19 protein-coding genes and 1 tRNA gene are annotated in these 18,189 nt (G+C 60.9%); 11 read left to right on the plus strand and 9 right to left on the minus strand.

Going from position 1 to position 18,189, the window contains the following annotated elements:
• Window positions 1-88: 88 nt before the first annotated feature.
• From EOA19_RS06155 to EOA19_RS06165, 3 genes are all read right to left on the minus strand, one after another.
• The gene (locus EOA19_RS06155) at window positions 89-1,276 is read right to left on the minus strand and encodes a porin (RefSeq protein ID WP_128303025.1); all 1,188 of its coding nucleotides are present in this window, start codon (window positions 1,274-1,276) and stop codon (window positions 89-91) included.
• A gap of 123 nt (window positions 1,277-1,399) precedes the next feature.
• On the minus strand, window positions 1,400-1,642 hold the full coding sequence (locus EOA19_RS06160) for a GIY-YIG nuclease family protein (RefSeq protein ID WP_128303026.1): 243 nt from the start codon (window positions 1,640-1,642) through the stop codon (window positions 1,400-1,402).
• A 233-nt stretch (window positions 1,643-1,875) separates the two neighbouring features.
• A tRNA-Ser gene (locus EOA19_RS06165) sits at window positions 1,876-1,966 on the minus strand.
• Window positions 1,967-2,437: 471 nt separating this feature from the next.
• Here EOA19_RS06165 and EOA19_RS06170 point away from each other — a divergent pair.
• On the plus strand, window positions 2,438-3,613 hold the full coding sequence (locus EOA19_RS06170) for a porin (RefSeq protein ID WP_128303027.1): 1,176 nt from the start codon (window positions 2,438-2,440) through the stop codon (window positions 3,611-3,613).
• 234 nt (window positions 3,614-3,847) lie between these two features.
• The gene (locus EOA19_RS06175; RefSeq protein WP_128303028.1) at window positions 3,848-4,942 is read left to right on the plus strand and encodes a site-specific integrase; all 1,095 of its coding nucleotides are present in this window, start codon (window positions 3,848-3,850) and stop codon (window positions 4,940-4,942) included.
• Window positions 4,943-5,001: 59 nt separating this feature from the next.
• On the opposite strand, the gene EOA19_RS06180 is transcribed toward EOA19_RS06175, so the two are convergent.
• Together EOA19_RS06180 and EOA19_RS06190 are read right to left on the minus strand one after the other, a co-directional pair.
• Window positions 5,002-5,901 carry an alpha/beta hydrolase gene (locus EOA19_RS06180; protein WP_128303029.1) on the minus strand — a complete coding sequence of 300 codons (900 nt, stop codon included), beginning with the start codon at window positions 5,899-5,901 and terminating at the stop codon, window positions 5,002-5,004.
• A 277-nt stretch (window positions 5,902-6,178) separates the two neighbouring features.
• Complete coding sequence (locus EOA19_RS06190; protein WP_128303031.1) at window positions 6,179-8,230, minus strand: lytic transglycosylase domain-containing protein; 2,052 nt, start codon at window positions 8,228-8,230, stop codon at window positions 6,179-6,181.
• A gap of 408 nt (window positions 8,231-8,638) precedes the next feature.
• Here EOA19_RS06190 and dapA point away from each other — a divergent pair, with 408 nt between their 5' ends.
• Genes dapA through EOA19_RS06205 form a run of 3 tightly spaced genes read left to right on the plus strand, consistent with a single transcriptional unit; the run spans window position 8,639 to window position 10,748 of the window.
• Window positions 8,639-9,520: a 4-hydroxy-tetrahydrodipicolinate synthase gene (dapA, locus tag EOA19_RS06195; protein WP_023812857.1), complete on the plus strand. Its 882-nt coding sequence runs from the start codon at window positions 8,639-8,641 to the stop codon at window positions 9,518-9,520.
• A 25-nt stretch (window positions 9,521-9,545) separates the two neighbouring features.
• Window positions 9,546-10,025, plus strand: a complete 480-nt coding sequence (gene smpB / locus EOA19_RS06200; protein WP_013532594.1) for an SsrA-binding protein SmpB — start codon at window positions 9,546-9,548, stop codon at window positions 10,023-10,025.
• Window positions 10,026-10,040: 15 nt separating this feature from the next.
• Window positions 10,041-10,748: a GH25 family lysozyme gene (locus EOA19_RS06205; RefSeq protein WP_128303032.1), complete on the plus strand. Its 708-nt coding sequence runs from the start codon at window positions 10,041-10,043 to the stop codon at window positions 10,746-10,748.
• A 55-nt stretch (window positions 10,749-10,803) separates the two neighbouring features.
• Here the strand turns inward: EOA19_RS06205 and EOA19_RS06210 are convergent, their stop codons facing one another.
• Genes EOA19_RS06210 through EOA19_RS06225 form a run of 4 tightly spaced genes read right to left on the minus strand, consistent with a single transcriptional unit; the run spans window position 10,804 to window position 12,719 of the window.
• Window positions 10,804-11,109, minus strand: coding sequence for an addiction module antidote protein (locus EOA19_RS06210; RefSeq protein ID WP_023812859.1), 306 nt, complete (start codon window positions 11,107-11,109; stop codon window positions 10,804-10,806).
• A complete protein-coding gene (locus EOA19_RS06215; RefSeq protein WP_023812860.1) occupies window positions 11,100-11,411 on the minus strand; it encodes a type II toxin-antitoxin system RelE/ParE family toxin in 312 nt (103 codons plus the stop codon). Before EOA19_RS06215 ends, EOA19_RS06210 begins: the two co-directional genes overlap by 10 nt.
• A 58-nt stretch (window positions 11,412-11,469) precedes the next feature.
• The gene (locus EOA19_RS06220) at window positions 11,470-12,126 is read right to left on the minus strand and encodes a uracil-DNA glycosylase (RefSeq protein ID WP_128303033.1); all 657 of its coding nucleotides are present in this window, start codon (window positions 12,124-12,126) and stop codon (window positions 11,470-11,472) included.
• 11 nt (window positions 12,127-12,137) lie between these two features.
• Window positions 12,138-12,719, minus strand: a complete 582-nt coding sequence (locus EOA19_RS06225; protein ID WP_023812862.1) for an NYN domain-containing protein — start codon at window positions 12,717-12,719, stop codon at window positions 12,138-12,140.
• A gap of 324 nt (window positions 12,720-13,043) precedes the next feature.
• On the opposite strand from EOA19_RS06225, the gene rpoZ reads away from it, so the two are divergent.
• The 6 genes from rpoZ to acpS all read left to right on the plus strand — a co-directional run bounded on the left by rpoZ (window position 13,044) and on the right by acpS (window position 18,148).
• On the plus strand, window positions 13,044-13,445 hold the full coding sequence (gene rpoZ, locus EOA19_RS06230; protein ID WP_023812863.1) for a DNA-directed RNA polymerase subunit omega: 402 nt from the start codon (window positions 13,044-13,046) through the stop codon (window positions 13,443-13,445).
• A gap of 128 nt (window positions 13,446-13,573) precedes the next feature.
• Window positions 13,574-15,802, plus strand: coding sequence for a bifunctional (p)ppGpp synthetase/guanosine-3',5'-bis(diphosphate) 3'-pyrophosphohydrolase (locus EOA19_RS06235; RefSeq protein ID WP_023812864.1), 2,229 nt, complete (start codon window positions 13,574-13,576; stop codon window positions 15,800-15,802).
• A 50-nt stretch (window positions 15,803-15,852) separates the two neighbouring features.
• Window positions 15,853-16,431: an orotate phosphoribosyltransferase gene (gene pyrE, locus EOA19_RS06240; protein WP_128303034.1), complete on the plus strand. Its 579-nt coding sequence runs from the start codon at window positions 15,853-15,855 to the stop codon at window positions 16,429-16,431.
• A gap of 50 nt (window positions 16,432-16,481) precedes the next feature.
• Window positions 16,482-16,883 (plus strand): VOC family protein, encoded by a 402-nt coding sequence (locus EOA19_RS06245; protein ID WP_128303035.1) that lies wholly within the window; start codon window positions 16,482-16,484, stop codon window positions 16,881-16,883.
• A 255-nt stretch (window positions 16,884-17,138) separates the two neighbouring features.
• On the plus strand, window positions 17,139-17,738 hold the full coding sequence (locus tag EOA19_RS06250; RefSeq protein WP_128303036.1) for a DUF2062 domain-containing protein: 600 nt from the start codon (window positions 17,139-17,141) through the stop codon (window positions 17,736-17,738).
• Complete coding sequence (gene acpS, locus EOA19_RS06255; RefSeq protein WP_128303037.1) at window positions 17,735-18,148, plus strand: holo-ACP synthase; 414 nt, start codon at window positions 17,735-17,737, stop codon at window positions 18,146-18,148. Before EOA19_RS06250 ends, acpS begins: the two co-directional genes overlap by 4 nt.
• Window positions 18,149-18,189: the final 41 nt, after the last annotated feature.

Here is an 18,189-nt window from a genome sequence, read left to right on the forward strand (position 1 = left end):
GGTCGACACCTGCAAGATCTGAAAAGGCGCGACAGACGAAAAACCCGGCGGTTGCCCGCCGGGTTAGATTTCAGTCAGGCTCGGTCCGTTAGAACGAGCGCTGGAAGCGGAGGAGGCCGCCGACGCTGTTCTTCTTGTCGGCCGGAGTCCAGGCGACGTTATCCGTGCTGCCCTCATCGAACTTGCCGGCGTGAAGATAGTCAACTTCGGCCGTGACGGTGAAGCCGGGGACGATGTCGTAGGCAACGTTCGCTGCGACGCCGACGTTCTTCCAGTCATCAGCAGACGCCTGAAGGTTGAACGAGGTCTTCTCATTGAACTTGTAGGTGCCACCGCCCCAAACTGCCCAGTTGCCGCCCCACTGCTTGTAGAAGCCTCGACCGCCCGCGGGCTGATTGTAGGTCGGGTCGTTGAGGTTATCGTCAGTGCCATAGCCACCAATGATGAACAACGACAACTCGTTGGAAACGTTCACATCCAAGCGAACCTTGCCAGCGACTTCTTCGTAGTTGCTGTCATACGCAACGACACCGGTGATCGCGCCCCAGCCCTGGGTCCACTTCACGCCGCCGACGACATGGGGAACATAGCTGTCGATCGTGCCAACGCCATACTTGCCGTTGCCGAGATCGTCGACAGAGCCAGCGCCCGAGCCTTCTTCGAGCGAGAGCACGGCCGAGAAACCATTGCCTGCGTCGAAATAGTACTGGACGACGTTGGTGTCGAAGTCGCCGTAGGGAACCAGCGTATCCTGGATGACGTTGCCGGCGTAGCCGATGAACGTGTTGAAGGCCGATTCGTCTTTACCGACGCGCAGACCGCCGAGTTGGATCCAAGCGAAGTTCAGCGATACGTCCTTGTTGTGCGCATCGTTCGGGCCAAAGTCGGGATCACCGTTGCTGTTGCCGAAATTGAAGCGGGTCTCGGTGTAGGTCTTCAAGGTACCGAGCTCGGTCTCCTGGCCGGTCCAGGTTTTGAGCGTGAAGCGGGTGTTCTTGTACCAGGCTCCCTGGTTCTTGCCGTCCTGCACGTCGTTGCTGCGAGCACCATCGAACGAGCCGACGTCGCCAGCGCCGATGTCGTAACGCACATAGCCGCCGATGCGCAGGCAGGTTTCGGTGCCGGGGATGTAGAAGTAGCCAGCGCCGTAGACGTCGCAAATCTTGACGTATTCAGCGGGTTCCGGCTCGGCGACGACGACGGCGTCGGCGGCGCGCGCACCGGAAACTGCGATCAGGGCCGCAGCGGAGCCGAGGAGAAGGCTCTTAATGTTCATTTTCTGACCTCCAGTCAGAATCGAACGAAACAGCGGAACCGGCAACATGCTTTTATGCGTTAAGTGATTGAGGCTCCATAGTTTTTCGAAAATATATTGGATTTTCCGCCGTCGCGCGAACAATCACCAAAGACGTTTGCTGGCGAAAGCGTGTCCGGAGCCGGATTTGAGATAACGTTCGAACGAGGTCGCCTTGGCTCGATTCGAGAAGGCGATATAGGTGACGATCCGCCATGGCATGAACTTGGATGTATGGCTGGATTTTCCGGCGTTATGTTCGGCAAGTCGGCGCTTCAGGTCTGAAGTGACGCCGATGTAGCGCTCACCTTCCGTAGCCTTGCTTTCCAGCAGGTATACGTAGCACACGAGCCACCCCCTTAACCAAGTGAGTATCCTGGCTCGGGGAAGGCGGCCCTGCCAACTCCTGCTTTTGCTGGGGTCACGCAGAGGTCTGGACTCGTCCTGCCAAGCGCACAGCACAAGGAGAAAACCTTGTTTTTGCTAAGGTTTTAGGCCCTCCTTCGCCGAGGCTTCGGAGGGCATCCTGCTTCGCGCAGAGGTCTGGACTTGTCCTGCGAAGCTCGAAGAGCGAAGCAGGATGGCGGAGAGGATGGGATTCGAACCCACGAGAAGCTTTTGACCTCTACTCCCTTAGCAGGGGAGCGCCTTCGACCACTCGGCCACCTCTCCGTTGCGCCGCTGGATAAAGAAAAGCGCCGGCACAATCAACAAGCCCCAGCCATTATCTCGGAAAAGAAGTCATTATGTGGAAAAATAACAACGCAGCGAACCGCGGCTTTCCACGGATGCGGCGGTTCTGCGGCAGTTTCCTGGCTAGCGACTCGGGGGTTGGCCTTGATTCCGTCGGGCGGTCGCCGGATTCGCCCGCAAACAAGGGGTTGCGGAGGGGCAGATGGTTAACGAGAGCTTTCCGAGTGAGGCCAAATCGTGTCATTTGTGCAACAACGCCAGGGGATAGCATCCGAACAGCCCTTTCGCCGGTACGATCGTGGTTGAACGCCGCCGGCTCATGGGTAATGTCGATTTCGAAGGAGCGGCGCGGTGCGCATCTTTTTCGGTAGTGGGGATGGGGCAGGGAACGCTGTCCTTCAGCAAAGAATACCCAGACCCGTTTTTTAACTTTTGACTGGAGGTCAGAAAATGAACATCAAGAGCCTTCTCCTCGGCTCCGCTGCGGCCCTGATCGCAGTTTCCGGTGCGCGCGCCGCCGACGCCGTCGTCGTCGCCGAGCCGGAACCCGCTGAATACGTCAAGATTTGCGACGTCTATGGCGCTGGCTACTTCTACATCCCCGGCACCGAAACCTGCCTGCGCATCGGCGGCTATGTGCGTTACGACATCAGCGGTGGCGATGTCGGCTCGTTCGATGGTGCGAGGACCCTCGACGTGCAGGATGGCTCCGAGAACGATACCTGGCGCAAGAAGGCCCGCTTCACGCTGAAGACCTGGACCGGCCAGGAGACCGAGCTCGGTACCTTGAACACCTACACCGAGACCCGCTGGAATTTCGGCAACCGCAACGACTATGCCACCAATGCCACCGACACTGACAATACTGCTGGCAACTCGGGCGTCTCGCTGAACTTCGCCTGGATTCAGCTCGGTGGCCTGCGCGTCGGTAAGGACGAATCGGCCTTCAACACGTTCATCGGCTACGCCGGCAACGTCATCCAGGATACGCTGGTTCCCTACGGCGATTTCGACACCAACGTCGTCCAGTACTACTTCGACGCGGGCAACGGCTTCTCCGCCGTTCTCTCGCTCGAAGAAGGCGCGGGCGGCGGCACAGATGGCTTCTACGGCAAGGGCACGATCGACAGCTACGTTCCGCACGTCGTCGGTGGTGTGAAGTGGACACAGGGCTGGGGCGCGATCACCGGTGTCGTTGCGTATGACAGCAACTACGAAGAAGTCGCTGGCAAAGTTCGCTTGGATGTGAACGTTTCCAATGAGTTGTCGTTGTTCATCATTGGTGGCTATGGTACCGACGACAACCTCAACGACCCGACCTATACCCTTGCGGCTGGCGGTCGCGGCTTCTACAAGCAGTGGGGCGGCAACTGGGCAGTTTGGGGCGGTGGCACCTACAAGTTCAACGAGAAGACCTCGTTCAACGCCCAGATTTCGTATGATGACTGGAAGAATCTCGGCATCGCTGCGAATATCGCCTATGACGTTGTCCCGGGCTTCACCGTGACGGCCGAAGTTGACTACCTCAACGCAGGCAATTTCGATGAGGCCGACTTCTCCAACTGGACCAATGCCGACAAGAAGAGCAACATTGGCGGCATGCTCCGCTTCCAGCGCTCGTTCTAAGGGCTGGTTCCTTACAGATAAAATCCAGCCCGGGCACAACGCCCGGGCTGTTTTGTTTCGTGACTGGATCAAGGCAAACGGAAGGATGGGGGTAACGGTAGCTGAATGAATCCGTGGAGTGGTTTCGTGGGATCTGCTGATGGGCGGATGAAATCACAACTGCGTGATTAAAATCTCTTGAAAGGACGCTTCCAAGCGGGTAGGGCTGACCTATCCCACTCGGGGGTGTGGCAAATGATGACGAACGAAGCGATTCAAGAGGGTGAGTCCTCTGATCATTTTTCGATGTTTTCTTCTCAAAGTCCGAAGATTCGATATACCTACAACAAGATTAGAGAAGTAAAGTCGCATCGGGTCGGAGATCTTTTTTCAGCATATCGGGACATATTATGGGATGATGGGCGGCATAAGTATAATGTCAGCTCGTTCATCGGCGAAATAGACGAGATCCTCCTTGGGGAGCGTTTCAGCGCCTTTGACCAAAGTACCCTGGACAACCTTATCGGCACCTTGCGCCAGCGCGGCAACAGCAACGCAACCATCAATCGAAAGATGGCTGCCCTCAGCAAACTGCTGCGCAAGGCTCACAAGATGGGGGATATCCACAGCCTGCCCGAGTTCCGCCGCCAGAAGGAGCGGGCGGGTCGGATTCGCTTCCTCGAAAGGGACGAAGAGGCGCGGCTGTTCGCCGCCATCAAGAGCCGCAGCGAGGATGCCTACAGGCTTTCCGTCTTCCTGGTCGACACCGGATGCCGTCTCGGCGAGGCGCTTGGGCTGATCTGGAACGATATCCAGGAGCATCGCGTCAGTTTCTGGATCACCAAATCCGGCCGCAGCCGCACCATCCCGATGACCGAGCGGGTCAAGGAGGTCATCAAGCTGCCTCCCACTGAGGGTCGCCGGCCCAAAGGACCGTTCACCAAGCTCAGCCAGGCACAGTTTCGTGCCATCTGGAACGACGCGAAGGCCGAAGTCGGCCTCGGCGCCGACGACCAGGTGGTGCCGCACATACTGCGCCATACCTGCGCCTCGCGCCTTGTCCAGGGCGGCATCGACATCCGGCGCGTGCAGATGTGGCTCGGCCACCAGACCTTGTCGATGACCATGCGCTACGCGCATCTGGCCACCAACGATCTCGATGGCTGTGTCATCGTGCTGGAAACACCTCGATCGACTCAGCCGGGCGGCAATCGCGCTGAAGGCTCCATGTTTCCTTCGCCTATGACGACGCCTTCGTCGCCGACGGCAGGGCGGAAAAAGAGGGACGAGGCAGCCGCCGCCGCAAAGGAGTCGCCGAAAACGGCTCGGAAAAATTCAAAAGCCAAGTAGGCTGAAGAATCCTGTCTATACTATTGTAGCTATCCCGTGACCTTGTTTGGTCATGGGATTTACTTCGGGATATTCTTCCGCTCGGCTTGGTCGAGAAAAGCGGCTATGTCGCCCGGCAGGCTGCCGGTCTCGAGGAATGGCGCATGGCCCTGGCCCTCGACAGTGATCGTCTCCATCATGGAATGGCGCTCTCTCATCTGGTTGAGCGTGTCTATGGACAGCAATCTCGAATTGGCACCACGTATGGCGAGCAACGGGATGGCGGCCAACGCCTCGAATTGAGGCCATAGATCAGGCAGCTTCTGCGTCAGATCGAGGCTCGCCACGGTATCCACCAACTTCGGATCGAAATCCGGCACCAGCTCACCATCCGTTTCGCGGTAGAGAGCCCATGCCATCCGATCCCAATCGGCGCCGGCAAGGGCGGAGAAGTCTTCGCCATGCACGCTGCGCTGGGCGGCCGCCGCCTGTGTGCGGGTTTTCGGTGCCGGGTCGCGCTCGAGATAAGACTGGATATGGGCAAGTCCGACCGTCTCGATCACCGGTCCGATGTCGTTGAAAATAATGGCTTTCAGGACCGATGGCCGCATCATCCCGAGCAGATGGATGATCAGCCCGCCGCGCGAGGTGCCGATGAAGGCCGCTTCTCCGATGTTCAACGCCGTCAGCCCGGCCAGGATGTCGCCAGCCTCCACGCCGACATTGTAATTTTTGACGTCGGGATCATAGGTTGACTGCCCGCGCCCACGGTAGTCGAAGGCCACGACCTTTCGCGGAGTTGCCGCATCCGTCGACAGATAGAGCGCCAGCTCGTGAAAATCCCTGGCATTGCGGGTCAGGCCAGGCAGGCAGACAACCGGCCAGGATCCGGTATTGGCCTCACCATAGATGCGCGCATGAAGGCGAAGCCTATCGGGTGCAGCGTAGAAAAAGTCGGAAAAGCCTTTGGTGCTCGACATCTGGATTCTCTCTCCCGCCATGCCTCAGCCGACTGCTACAGGCGAGCGCGGGGATGGTCAAATAGAGGGCGGGGCGCTGAAGCTGCCGATCTCCCCCCTTGCGGGGGAGATGGCCGGCAGGCCAGAGGGGGGTGTGAAGGATTGCCAACCTTGGCCCATTACTGGGAATGAGCCATTGAACTGATAGGCCGAGGGACAGCACCCCCCTCTGCCTTGCCAGGCATCTCCCCCGCAAGGGGGGAGATCTCCAGCTTCGACGAAGTCGCCTCTCGAGCCGTCAACTCCGCCCGTTCACTAGATCCCCGACAATGTCGTATTTGCCCGAAATACGCATCTTGTAGACTTCGTAATTCTCCATCACGCGCTGAACGTAACTTCTTGTTTCCGTGTAGGGAATTCGCTCGATCCAGTCGACGACCGCGTCGATGTCCTTGCCGCGTGGGTCGCCATACCTGGCCACCCATTGGCTGGCCCGGTTGGGGCCGGCATTGTAGCCGGCGAAGGTCAGCACGTAGGAGCCGTTGAAGCGGTCGAGCTGTTCGCCGAGGAAGGCCGAACCAAGCGTCGCGTTATAGCCGGCATCAGTGGTCAGCCGTGTTTGCGAAAACTGCAGCCCGGCCTTCTTCGCCAGTTGCCTTGCGGTTCCCGGCATCAGCTGCAGCAGCCCGCGCGCGCCGGCGCTCGACACGGCGCCGATGTTGAATTCGCTTTCCTGGCGGGCGATCGCATAGGCCAGCGCCTTGCCCGAGCCGGAAATGTCGGCCGAATCGGGAATGACGCCGAGCGGATGCGACAATGCGCCGACATCGATACCGCGCGCCCCGGCGATCTTGCCGATTTTCAGCGCCATGAAATGGTTCCCTTGCTTTTCCGCAAGGACAGCCAGCAGCGCCAGTTCTCCCGGACTGGTCAACTGCCCGGCAAGGTCGCGATAGAGCGTCTCGGCATAGCGGTCGTAGCCCGCCTCCTGCAGCCGCTTGATGGCGCTGACGGCCTCGCGGCCGGCAAAATTCTGCCGGTCGGCTGCACTTGGCGAGGGATAGACGATGTTCAGCGCCTGCCGGCCCACGCGTTCGGCGGCAAGCTGGCCGTAGAATGTCGTGCCATAGGCAGCGGCGCGCGCAAAGTAGTCCTTGGCGCTGCCCGGACCGCCGACTTCCGCGGCACGGCCGAGCCAGTAGTAGGCACGCGACAGCGTCATCGGCCCCTGCGCGAGGTCGGCGATGCGGGCGAAATGCGTTGCCGCGGTTTTTGGGTCGTTCAGGCCGCGCAGCGCATACCAGCCGGCGTGGAATTCAGCATCTGCCGCGTTGGTGGCACTTTCGGCGGCGTGCGTTGCGACGATCCGGTAGGCTGTCTTCATGTCGCCCTGGTCGACCAGTTCGCGCGACAACACCCGGCGCTCGACCCACCAGGCATCCGGATCGACCAAAGCGTCGCGATCGGTCGGCGCCTGCATCACAATGGCTGCAGCGCCGGCAAAATCCTCCTGCTTGCGCAGATATTCGGCCTGCGCGAAGAAGTAGCCGGCCGAACGTTGCATTGCCGGCACTGCCTTCAGCAGCTTGGGCGCGTTCTTGTCGCCTTTGTCGGCCGCCGCCCATGCATCGGCGAGCTGCTGGGCACCGGCAAGGCCGGCGACACGCAGGGCGGAATTCGCGCGGTCGGCATAGAACATGCGCTCCATGCGAAAGCGGTGGTCGGCGGCCGGGATCAGGCTGCCGAATTCCTTGATCAGCGCCGCCTCGTCCTTGGCCTCCAGGATCGCGGCGCGCCAGAATGGCGACAGCACGGAACGCGCCGCTTCGGTATTGCCCGACGCCACATAGGCACGGGCAAGAACCATCACACCTTCGAACGTCTGCGGCTGGCTGCCGTCGAACGTCGTGATAACGATGTCGGGGGCAGGGTTCTCGCGAAAGAGCGCGCGCTCGCTGTTCTTGCGCAAGGCGACGGTCCCCGGCCAGTTGGGCAGCATCCTGGCCGCAGCAGTGATATCGCCGCTAGGAACCTTGTCGCCGCCATAAAGCGCGATCGCCCAGGCAAGGATGTGCTGGTCGAGCGACTGAGCCGGAAGGGCATCGCGCACTCCACGAGCGCGGGGACTATCGCCCGCCGCCAGCGCGTCCAGCCCGCTTTTCAGGGGGGCGACGTCCGGCAAGGGCGCCTGTCGCGTCCTGTCCTGCAGGTCTGGCAGCGCAATTGCCGCGCCTGGCATCGGAATGGCTGAGGTGACCCGTACGTCCACGCTACCACTGATCGCCATGCCCGGCATCAGCGCGAGCGTGGCGCCAAGCAGCGCGAGAATGTGAGGCCGACCGCCCGGCATGACCTTAAGTCTTTCCTTGTCCTGGCATTCCACAAGCAGGCGAAGATGCCTCGAAGCCTAAACTTAGGTCGTGAAGAGCTCGTAAACAAAGAGTTAGCGAGGCCGTTCGAATTGCGTTTGCTGGCACCATGGCAAATGCTTGCCGCGCAACCATGTCGAGACTATGGTGCGCCGCTTCGCTTTCGGCTAGAAGGCGCGCACGATAAAACACCGATGCATGTCGCCCAAAAGTGGACACCGGTTTTGGAGCAACGGCATGTATGAACTAAAGATGCATGTCGCCCAAAAGTGGATACCGGTTTTGGGACGACGACATGCATGAACTAAAGATGCATGTCGCCCAAAAGTGGACACCGGTTTTGGGGCAACGGCATGCATGAACAAACAAGTCCCAAGGAGTTGGACGATATGCTGAGAGGCTCGCTTACTGCGCTCGTGACACCGTTCGAAAAGAGCGGGCGTTTCGACGAGAAAGCCTTTCGCGCATTCGTCGAATGGCAACTCGGCGAGGGCACGACTGGACTGGTGCCGGTCGGCACCACCGGCGAGTCGCCGACACTGTCGCATGACGAGCACCGCCAGGTCGTCAAGGTGTGTATCGAGGTGGCCAAGGGCCGCGTTCCGGTCGTCGCCGGCGCCGGCTCCAACAACACCGAGGAAGCGGTCGGCCTCGTGCAGTATGCCGAGAAGGCCGGTGCGGATGCTGCACTCGTTGTCACGCCCTATTACAACAGGCCGACACAACGCGGCCTGTACGAGCACTTCGCGGCGGTCGCCAGGGCGACCAAGCTGCCGATCATCATCTACAACATCCCGCCGCGCTCGGTGATCGACATGATGCCGGAGACGATGGGGCGGCTTGCGCACGACTTCAAGAACATTGTCGGCGTCAAGGATGCCACCGGCAAGGTCGAACGGGTCTCCGAGCAGCGCGCCACGTGCGGCATGGATTTTATCCAGCTTTCGGGCGAGGATGCTTCGGCGCTTGGATTCAACGCGCATGGCGGCGTCGGCTGCATCTCGGTGACCTCGAATGTCGCGCCGCGGCTGTGCGCGGAATTTCAGGAGGCGACGCTGTCCGGCGACAGCGCCAAGGCACTGGAATTGCAAGATCGTCTGCTGCCGCTGCACAAGGCGATCTTTATCGAACCTGGCGTTTCCGGGGCGAAATATGCGCTGTCGAAGCTGGGCAAGGTCGAAAATGTGCTGCGTTCGCCGCTAATGACGGTCGAACAGTCGACCGCCGACAAGATCGATGCGGCGATGAAGCACGCCGGCTTGATTAATTAGGGATGAGGCGCCACCTCTCCGCATCATGAATCAAGTCAGAAAAGCCGATCCCAACAACAAGACCGTTTCGGAAAACCGCAAGGCGCGGTTTTCCTATGAGGTGCTCGACACGGTCGAGGCCGGTCTGGTGCTGACCGGCACCGAGGTCAAGTCGCTGCGCCAGGGCCAAGCCAACATCCAAGACAGCTATGCCTCGGTCGAAGGCGGCGAGATCTGGCTGATCAACTCTTATCTGCCGGAATATCTGCAGGCCAACCGCTTCAACCATGAGCCGCGCCGGCGCCGCAAGCTGCTGCTCAACAAGCGCGAGATGGCGAAACTGTCGCAGAGTGTCGACCGCGAAGGCATGACGCTGGTGCCGCTGAAAATCTATTTCAACGACCAGGGTCGCGCCAAGCTGTTGCTCGCCGTCGGCCGCGGCAAGAAACTGCACGACAAGCGCGAATCCGAGAAGCAGCGCGACTGGTCGCGCGAGAAGGGCCGGCTCTTAAAAGAGCGTGGGTAGGCTGGGGCCATTCGCTTGACGAACCGGATTGTTCTTTTCGGTCTAGCGAGCCTGGTCTCGGTGTGCCTCATCACGGCAGGCGGCTATCTCTACTTCCGCACATTCTCGCCGGATCGCGATAAATATCCGGTCAGGGGCATCGACGTCTCCCATCATCAGGGCCAGATTGATTGGCGGCGCGTAGCCGCCGACGATGTCGCCTTTGCCGTCATCAAGGCGACCGAAGGCGGCGATCATGTCGATGATGCTTTCGCACGGAATTTGGAAGAGGCCCGGGCCGCCGGTCTCGCCGTCGGCGCCTATCACTTTTTCACCTTTTGCCGGCCGGGTGCGGACCAGGCGAAGAATTTCATCTCGGTGGTGCCGCACGATCAGCCCCTGCTGCCACCCGTGGTCGATATCGAATTCGGCGGCAACTGCCCGCAGCGGCCGACGCCCGAACAATTGAACGCCGAACTGGCCGCGTTCCTCGCTCCAGTCGAGGCGGCGTTCGGCAAGCCGGCGGTGGTCTATCTGACCGACGACGCAGCGGAAGCGTATGCAGCGCGGATTGCTGCCCGTCCGCTCTGGCTCCGCTCATTGCTCCTGGAGCCGGATCGCGACGACTGGGTCTACTGGCAGTACCACCACAGGGGTCGCGTCGACGGCATCAACGGCGATGTCGACCTGAATGTGCTCCAGGGTGGGCCGGAGAAATTGGCCGAGCTGTTCGCTGCACCTTGATCAGACGAATTCCGCTGGCGAGATGGAGAACCAAATGTCGGCGCGCTGATTCGTGTTACGCAGCGTTCCGTCCTGCCTGCGCGCTCACGAAGGTCAGTTTCAGACCAAGCGCCTCGGCCACTTTCATGATCGTTGCGAATTCGGGATTCCCTTCGCCGCTCAGGGCCTTGTAGAGAGCCTGTCGCGTCATACCGGCTTTCTCGGCAAGTCTCGTCATGTTCTGCGCACGCGCAATGACGCCAAGCGCATGAGCAATCTCCGCTGCGGTGCCATCTTCGCACGTCGCTGCCAGATATGCTTCGATTGCCTCTGGAGTGTCGAGATATTCGGCCCCGTCAAAGGCTGTGACTTTCATTGCCATATTGCCTTGTCCTTCCATTCCTTGGCGAGTTTTTTTGCGGCTGCGATGTCTCTGCTTTGCGTTCCTTTGTCGCCACCGCAAAGGAGCAGCACGCACAAGTTGCCTGCTTGGAGGAAATAGATGCGATAGCCAGGACCATCGTCGATCCGCATTTCGCTTATGCCCTCGCCAACGGGCTTGACGTCTCCCGGATTGCCTACAGTCAGTCGGTCGATGCGCCGAACAATGCGGGCTTTTGCTTGCGCGTCGCGGAGGTCTTCGAGCCAGCGTTTGAATGTATCGGTTTCGAAAACCTGCATCATGGTAACTGTAAACCATGGTTGACTATTGTCAAGGGGAGAAGCTGATTGCTTATCGTGCCTACTTGCCCAAGAACGCCGCTATCTGGCTGAAAACGCTGACGAACATTGCCTCGGTCAGCACGCCGGTATTGGTGTTGTAGCGTGAGCAGTGATAGCTCGAAAACAGCGTGACGCCACCGGCCGGCAGCTGCCCGCCATGCTTGAACGGGTAGGCGGCGACGCGCCCACCCAGTGCCCGCACGGTCGACTGGTGCGCGATCGATCCCAGTGCCAGCACGGCGCGCAAATTGGGGAACCGCGCGATCGTCGGCACCAGGAATGTCCGACAGGTGGCAATCTCTGCGCCCACCGGCTTGTTCTCCGGCGGCACGCAGCGCACCGCGTTGGTGATCGCGGTGCCGACAAGCTCCAATCCGTCGTCGGGTCTGGCCTTGAATTCGCCGCGTGCAAAACCGTGCGAAATCAGCGTCGAGTAGAGCAGGTCGCCGGCATAGTCGCCGGTGAACGGGCGGCCCGTTCGGTTGGCACCGCGAAGGCCGGGCGCCAGCCCGACGATCAGCAGTTGGACCGTCGCGTCACCTTCGGGAGGCAAAAAAGTCGGCACCGGCGCATTGAACCAGGACGGCTCGCGCTGCCGCCATTCGGCGATGAAGTCATGCAGCCGCGGGCAGAGCGGGCAATCGCGGCCGGGTTCGGAGGCGGAAAGGGCGGTCAAGGCGACTGGCCTCAGTAATCGTCCTCGTCGACTTCGGCCGGCTCGGGCCGCCGCACCGACCGCTCGGAGGGATCACGGCCGACCTCGTTCTTCAATGTCATCAGGTCGATGAAATGGTCGGCCTGGCGGCGCAGGTCGTCGGAGATCATCGGCGGCTGCGAGGCCATGGTCGAGACGATCGACACCTTGCGGCCACGCCGCTGCAACGCCTCGACCAGCGTGCGGAAGTCGCCGTCGCCGGAAAAGATGACGTAGTGGTCGACGACATCGGCGAGCTGCAGCGCATCGACCGCAAGCTCGATGTCCATATTGCCCTTGATCTTGCGGCGACCGGTCGAGTCGGTGAACTCCTTGGCCGGCTTGGTGACCACCTTGAAGCCATTATAGTCGAGCCAGTCGATCAACGGACGGATCGAGGAGTATTCCTGATCCTCGACCAGCGCCGTGTAATAATAGGCGCGCAACAGATAGCCGCGCTTCTGAAAGCTCGACAGGAGCTTGCGATAGTCGATGTCGAAGCCGAGTGCACGCGACGTCGCGTAAAGATTGGCGCCGTCGATGAATAGGGCGATTTTTTCACGAGGGTCGAACATGGAAAATATTCCTTCTCGAAATAAACGGCCGTCTAAACGAAATGCGATAGCGTTCGGTCAGGCTCATAATAAACCGGCTGACCTCCATGCCATCCGAGATAGCGCCAGTTTCGCGGCAATCCAAGGGTGCGTGCTGTACTGCAAGCAATTGTGATCGGGACACCGAACACATAACCACAGACAGGTTTTGCCAAATCGGGTGTTTGAACCAAGGTTTGGGCGCCATGCAGCCCGGCCATTGCCATGATGCTTGTATTTTGGCGGCGTTCGGGTTATGGACCGCGCCTGTTTTCCATCAAATCCATCGCATGAAAGGGGCAATCCATGGCCCGCGTAACCGTTGAAGATTGCATCGACAAGGTCGACAACCGCTTCGAGCTGGTGCTCTTGGCCGGCCACCGCGCCCGCCAGATCAGCCAGGGCGCGCCGATCACCGTGCCGCGTGACAACGACAAGAACCCGGTCGTGGCGCTGCGCGAGATCGCCGATGAGACGCTTTCGCCCGACGACCTCAAGGAAGATCTGATCCATTCGCTGCAGAAGCATGTCGAGGTCGACGAGCCCGAAGCCGACGGCGAGGCGATTGCCGATCAGACCGGCGCCGCCGTTGCGGCCACCGACGCCGATGACACCGAGGAGAACGTCACCTTCGACCGGATGACCGAGGAAGACCTCCTGGCCGGCATCGAGGGCCTGGTGCCGCCGGAAAAGAGCGACGACTACTAAGCCAGCGCTCTGGACCTGCCTGGAATACGTTTCCGGCACTTCCGTCCAGTCAGTTTCGTGGCTATCTATGGGATGCGCCGTACGCTAGTGCGGCGCATCAATCATTTCAGCACCGCGAGATCCCGCCCATGATGCGTCAGTATGAGCTTGTCGAGCGCGTCCAGCGCTACAAGCCTGACGTCAACGAGGCGTTGCTCAACAAGGCCTATGTCTATGCCATGCAGAAGCATGGCCACCAGAAGCGCGCTTCCGGCGACCCGTATTTCTCGCACCCGCTCGAAGTCGCCGCCATCCTCACCGAGATGCATATGGACGAGGCGACGATCGCGGTCGCCCTGCTGCACGACACGATCGAGGACACGACCGCCACACGGGCCGAGATCGACGATCTGTTCGGCCCCGAAATGGGCAAGCTGGTCGAGGGCCTGACCAAGCTGAAGAAGCTCGATCTCGTCTCGAAGAAGGCCGAGCAGGCGGAAAACCTGAGAAAGCTCCTGCTGGCGATTTCAGAAGATGTCCGCGTGCTGCTGGTCAAGCTCGCCGACCGCCTGCACAATATGCGCACCCTCGACCACATGCCGGAAGCCAAGCGCCTGCGCATCGCCGAGGAGACGATGGATATCTACGCGCCGCTGGCCGGCCGCATGGGCATGCAAGGCATGCGCGAGGAGCTGGAGGAGATCGCCTTCCGCTTCATCAATCCGGAGGCCTATCGCGCCGTCACCGCACGGCTTGCCGAAATCTTCGAGCGCAACAAGGGCGTGCTGACGGACATCGAAAAAGCGCTGTCCACGCTGTTCGAGAAGCATGCGATCAACGCCGGCGTGAAGAGCCGGCAGAAGAAGCCGTGGTCGGTGTTCCGCAAGATGGAGGCCAAGGCACTGTCCTTCGAGCAGCTCTCGGATATTTTCGGCTTCCGCGTCGTCGTCGATACGGTCGAGGACTGTTACCGGGCGCTTGGCGCCATCCACACCGCGTGGTCGATGGTGCCGGGCCGCTTCAAGGATTACATCTCGACGCCGAAGCAGAACGATTATCGGTCGATCCACACCACCATCGTCGGCCCGTCGCGCCAGCGTGTCGAACTGCAGATCCGCACCCGAGAGATGAACAAGATCGCCGAATACGGCGTCGCTGCCCATTCGATCTACAAGGACACCGGCGGCAAGACGAATGGCGCCGCCCACGCGATTTCGAAGGAAACCAACGCCTATGCCTGGCTGCGGCGCACCATCGAGCAGCTTGCCGAAGGCGACAATCCCGAGGATTTCCTCGAAAATACCAAGCTAGAACTGTTTCAGGACCAGGTGTTCTGCTTCACCCCGAAAGGCATGTTGATTGCGCTGCCGCGCGGCGCGACACCGATCGACTTCGCCTACGCGGTGCACACCGATGTCGGTGACACCTGCGTCGGTGCCAAGGTCAACGGCCGCATCATGCCGCTGATGACGGAGCTGAAGAACGGCGATGAGGTCGAGATCATCCGCTCCAAGGCACAGGTTCCGCCGGCGGCGTGGGAATCGGTCGTCGTCACCGGCAAGGCGCGCTCGGCCATCCGCCGTGCCACCAAGAATGCCATCCGCAAGCAATATTCGGGTCTCGGCATCCGCATCCTGGAACGCGCCTTCGAGCGTGCCGGCAAGACCTTCACCAAGGAGAGCCTGAAGCAGGTGCTGCACAGGCTGGCGCGCAAGGACATCGAGGATGTGCTGGCCTCCGTCGGGCGCGGCGAGCTCGCCTCCACCGACGTCATGAAGGCGGTATTCCCCGACTACAAGGATGAGCGCGTCACCACGGCCGTCCCCAAGCCGCGCGAGGAGGGCTGGTCGAAGATCCGCAATGCCGCCGGCATGCTGTTCCAGATTCCGGGTCGTGCCGCGCGCAAGGACAAGGACCAGCCACGCGATGGCGCCGTGCCGATCCGCGGCGTGCGCGGCGATCTGCCGGTGCGCTTCGCGCCGGAAGGGGCGGTGCCTGGCGATCGCATCGTCGGCATCGTCCAGCCGGGCACCGGCATCACCATCTATCCGATCCAGTCGCCGGCGCTGCAGGCGTTCGACGATCAGCCCGAACGCTGGATCGACGTGCGCTGGGACATCGACGAGCGCACCAAGGAACGCTTTCCGGCGCGCGTATCGGTCACCGCCATCAACGCGCCGGGGTCACTCGCCGATATAGCGCAGGTGGTTGCCTCGAACGACGCCAACATCCATACACTGTCGATGGTGCGCACTGCTCCCGACTTCACCGAAATGCTGATCGATCTCGAAGTCTGGGATCTCAAGCACCTCAACCGGCTGCTGTCGCAGCTCAAGGACAATTCGAGCGTCAGCGACGCAAGACGCGTCAATGGCTAGACCATGCTCCGGTTTCGGACAAAGTCATGGTCAATCAAAAAGAGGCAGACATGAACACCGATGAAGTGCTGGGCATTTTCCGCGAGGCGGGTGCTGTTCTGGAAGGGCATTTCATTTTGACCTCGGGCCTGCGCAGTCCGGTCTTCCTGCAGAAGGCGCGCGTGTTCATGCATGCCGACAAGACCGAGCTTCTGTGCAAGGCGTTGGCCGAGAAGATCCGCGCTGGCGTGCCAGGCAAGATCGACTATGTCGTAGGCCCGGCGATCGGAGGGCTGATCCCGGCCTATGAGACCTCGCGTCATCTCCGCGTGCCGGCGATCTGGGTCGAGCGGGAAGGCGGCGAGTTCCGCCTGCGCCGCTTCGAGATCGCCAAGGGTTCGCGTGTCGTCATCGTCGAGGACATCGTCACCACCGGCCTGTCGATCCGCGAGACCATCGAGTGCCTGCGCGATCTTGGCGCCGAGGTGGCGGCCGCGGCCTGCATCATCGACCGTTCGGCCGGCAAGACCGATGTCGGTGTGCCGCTCATCGCGCTTGCCGAGTATGAGGTCCCGGCCTATCCGGTCGACCGGCTGCCGCCGGAGCTTGCCGCCATCCCGGCGATCAAGCCCGGCAGCCGCAACATCTGACGGGGCATTTTTTTCGCCCAACAGTGTGCGGCGGTTTTGGGGAAAGCGACATGCGTGAAGACAGATTGGAAATGATCGCCGGCATCGATCATTTCGTGCTGACGGTCGCTTCGCTGGAAGCGACCTGTGAGTTTTACCAGCGCGTGCTGGGTTTTGAGCGCATCGACGCGGCGGATCGGCCGACGGCGCTGGCTTTCGGTACCCATAAGATCAATGTGCATGACGTCGGCCGCACTTTCGAGCCCAAGGCGAAGTCGCCGACATCAGGATCAGGTGATTTCTGCCTGATCACCGACCGGCCACTGGATGAGGTCCGTGCCCGCCTCGCGGCCAATGGTGTGGCGGTGGAACTCGGCCCGGTCGAACGTGTCGGGGCTAGAGGTCCTATGATGTCGGTCTATTTCCGTGACCCAGACGGCAATCTGGTCGAGGTCAGCGAATACCTGCGGTAGCCGCCGGCGGCGATGCGCCTTTCGGCGATGCGACTGCCGGTTCCCTAAATTCGCCGCGATTATCCAATGTTCGAAGCAAGACCTGCCGCCCCGAAGGGCGGCGACAAGCGCGGCGCATAGAAGGTGTTTGGTTGTTCTTGCGCCAGCGCGTCGTTATATAAGGTGGCGATTGCCATAGGGTGATAGTCAAGCGCAAGATGTGGCTGCCACGCCCGGCTGAAGATGCCGTTGCGGGCGCTGTGGAACGGGAACAGAGTGCTTTTTCGACGCCGCAAGCCTGATGGCCTTTATGAGCGGGTGCGTACCTACCTTTGGCCGCGCCGCTCGTTTTCGCGCTCGCTTCAGTATTTTTCCAAGCGCATCCTGCGGCTGAAGGCCACACCGCATGCGGTTGCGGCCGGTGTTGCGGCCGGTGTCTTCGCTTCATTCTTTCCCGTCGGTTTCCATTTCATCATCGCTGCCCTCCTGTGCTGGGTGATCGCCGGCAATCTGGTGGCGGCGGCGCTTGGCGCGGTCTTTTTCGGCAACCCGCTAACCTTCCCGTTGCTATGGGGCGCGTCGTGGGAAACGGGCAAGCTCATCCTGCATGACCGCTTGCCGACGCATGGGCCGCCGGCACATCTGGGCGAGATGCTGCATAACCTCTCCTTCGCGCAATTGTGGAAACCGGTCCTTGAACCGATGCTGATCGGCGCGGTTCCGCTCGGGCTCGCCTTCGGGCTACTGTTCTACGCCATCACGCGCTGGGGGATGAACGCTTTCCGCGAACAGCGGCGCAAGCGTCTGGCCGAGCGTGCAAGCCGGCATGCGCAATCGTCCCATCCAGGCGCAAGCATCGGTTCCACTGCGCGATGATCATCGGCATCGGCAGCGACCTGATCGACATCAGACGCATCGAAAAGTCGCTGGAGCGTCACGGCCAGCGCTTCATCCAGAGAATCTACACCGAGATCGAACAGGCCCGCTCCGAAAACCGGCAGGCGCGTGCTGCCTCCTATGCCAAGCGTTTCGCTGCCAAGGAGGCCTGCGCCAAGGCGCTGGGCACCGGTCTGGCGCAGGGCGTGTTCTGGCGCGACATGGGTGTCGTCAACCTGCCCAGTGGCGCGCCGACCATGGCGCTGACCGGAGGAGCGCAGGCCAGGCTGGACAAAATCCTGCCAAAAGACCATCGCGCGGCAATCCACCTCACCATCACGGATGATTTCCCGCTCGCTCAAGCCTTTGTGATCATCGAGGCGCTGCCCGTCGAAGAAGCGCCACATTGATTGCCTCTGACGACCGGCATTGACGTTGCCCAGCGCGCGCC

Source organism: Mesorhizobium sp. M7A.F.Ca.US.010.02.1.1, from assembly GCF_004023085.1.
Lineage (GTDB): Bacteria > Pseudomonadota > Alphaproteobacteria > Rhizobiales > Rhizobiaceae > Mesorhizobium.

Bases quoted from the DNA above. Each gene is read 5' to 3' on its own strand.
- EOA19_RS06155 (WP_128303025.1), bottom strand. From the start codon at position 1,276: ATGAACATTAAGAGCCTTCTCCTCGGCTCCGCTGCGGCCCTGATCGCA.
- EOA19_RS06170 (WP_128303027.1), top strand. From the start codon at position 2,438: ATGAACATCAAGAGCCTTCTCCTCGGCTCCGCTGCGGCCCTGATCGCA.
- EOA19_RS06175 (WP_128303028.1), top strand. From the start codon at position 3,848: ATGATGACGAACGAAGCGATTCAAGAGGGTGAGTCCTCTGATCATTTT.
- EOA19_RS06180 (WP_128303029.1), bottom strand. From the start codon at position 5,901: ATGTCGAGCACCAAAGGCTTTTCCGACTTTTTCTACGCTGCACCCGAT.
- EOA19_RS06190 (WP_128303031.1), bottom strand. From the start codon at position 8,230: ATGCCGGGCGGTCGGCCTCACATTCTCGCGCTGCTTGGCGCCACGCTC.
- dapA (WP_023812857.1), top strand. From the start codon at position 8,639: ATGCTGAGAGGCTCGCTTACTGCGCTCGTGACACCGTTCGAAAAGAGC.
- smpB (WP_013532594.1), top strand. From the start codon at position 9,546: ATGAATCAAGTCAGAAAAGCCGATCCCAACAACAAGACCGTTTCGGAA.
- EOA19_RS06210 (WP_023812859.1), bottom strand. From the start codon at position 11,109: ATGGCAATGAAAGTCACAGCCTTTGACGGGGCCGAATATCTCGACACT.
- EOA19_RS06215 (WP_023812860.1), bottom strand. From the start codon at position 11,411: ATGATGCAGGTTTTCGAAACCGATACATTCAAACGCTGGCTCGAAGAC.
- EOA19_RS06225 (WP_023812862.1), bottom strand. From the start codon at position 12,719: ATGTTCGACCCTCGTGAAAAAATCGCCCTATTCATCGACGGCGCCAAT.
- rpoZ (WP_023812863.1), top strand. From the start codon at position 13,044: ATGGCCCGCGTAACCGTTGAAGATTGCATCGACAAGGTCGACAACCGC.
- EOA19_RS06235 (WP_023812864.1), top strand. From the start codon at position 13,574: ATGATGCGTCAGTATGAGCTTGTCGAGCGCGTCCAGCGCTACAAGCCT.
- pyrE (WP_128303034.1), top strand. From the start codon at position 15,853: ATGAACACCGATGAAGTGCTGGGCATTTTCCGCGAGGCGGGTGCTGTT.
- EOA19_RS06245 (WP_128303035.1), top strand. From the start codon at position 16,482: ATGCGTGAAGACAGATTGGAAATGATCGCCGGCATCGATCATTTCGTG.
- acpS (WP_128303037.1), top strand. From the start codon at position 17,735: ATGATCATCGGCATCGGCAGCGACCTGATCGACATCAGACGCATCGAA.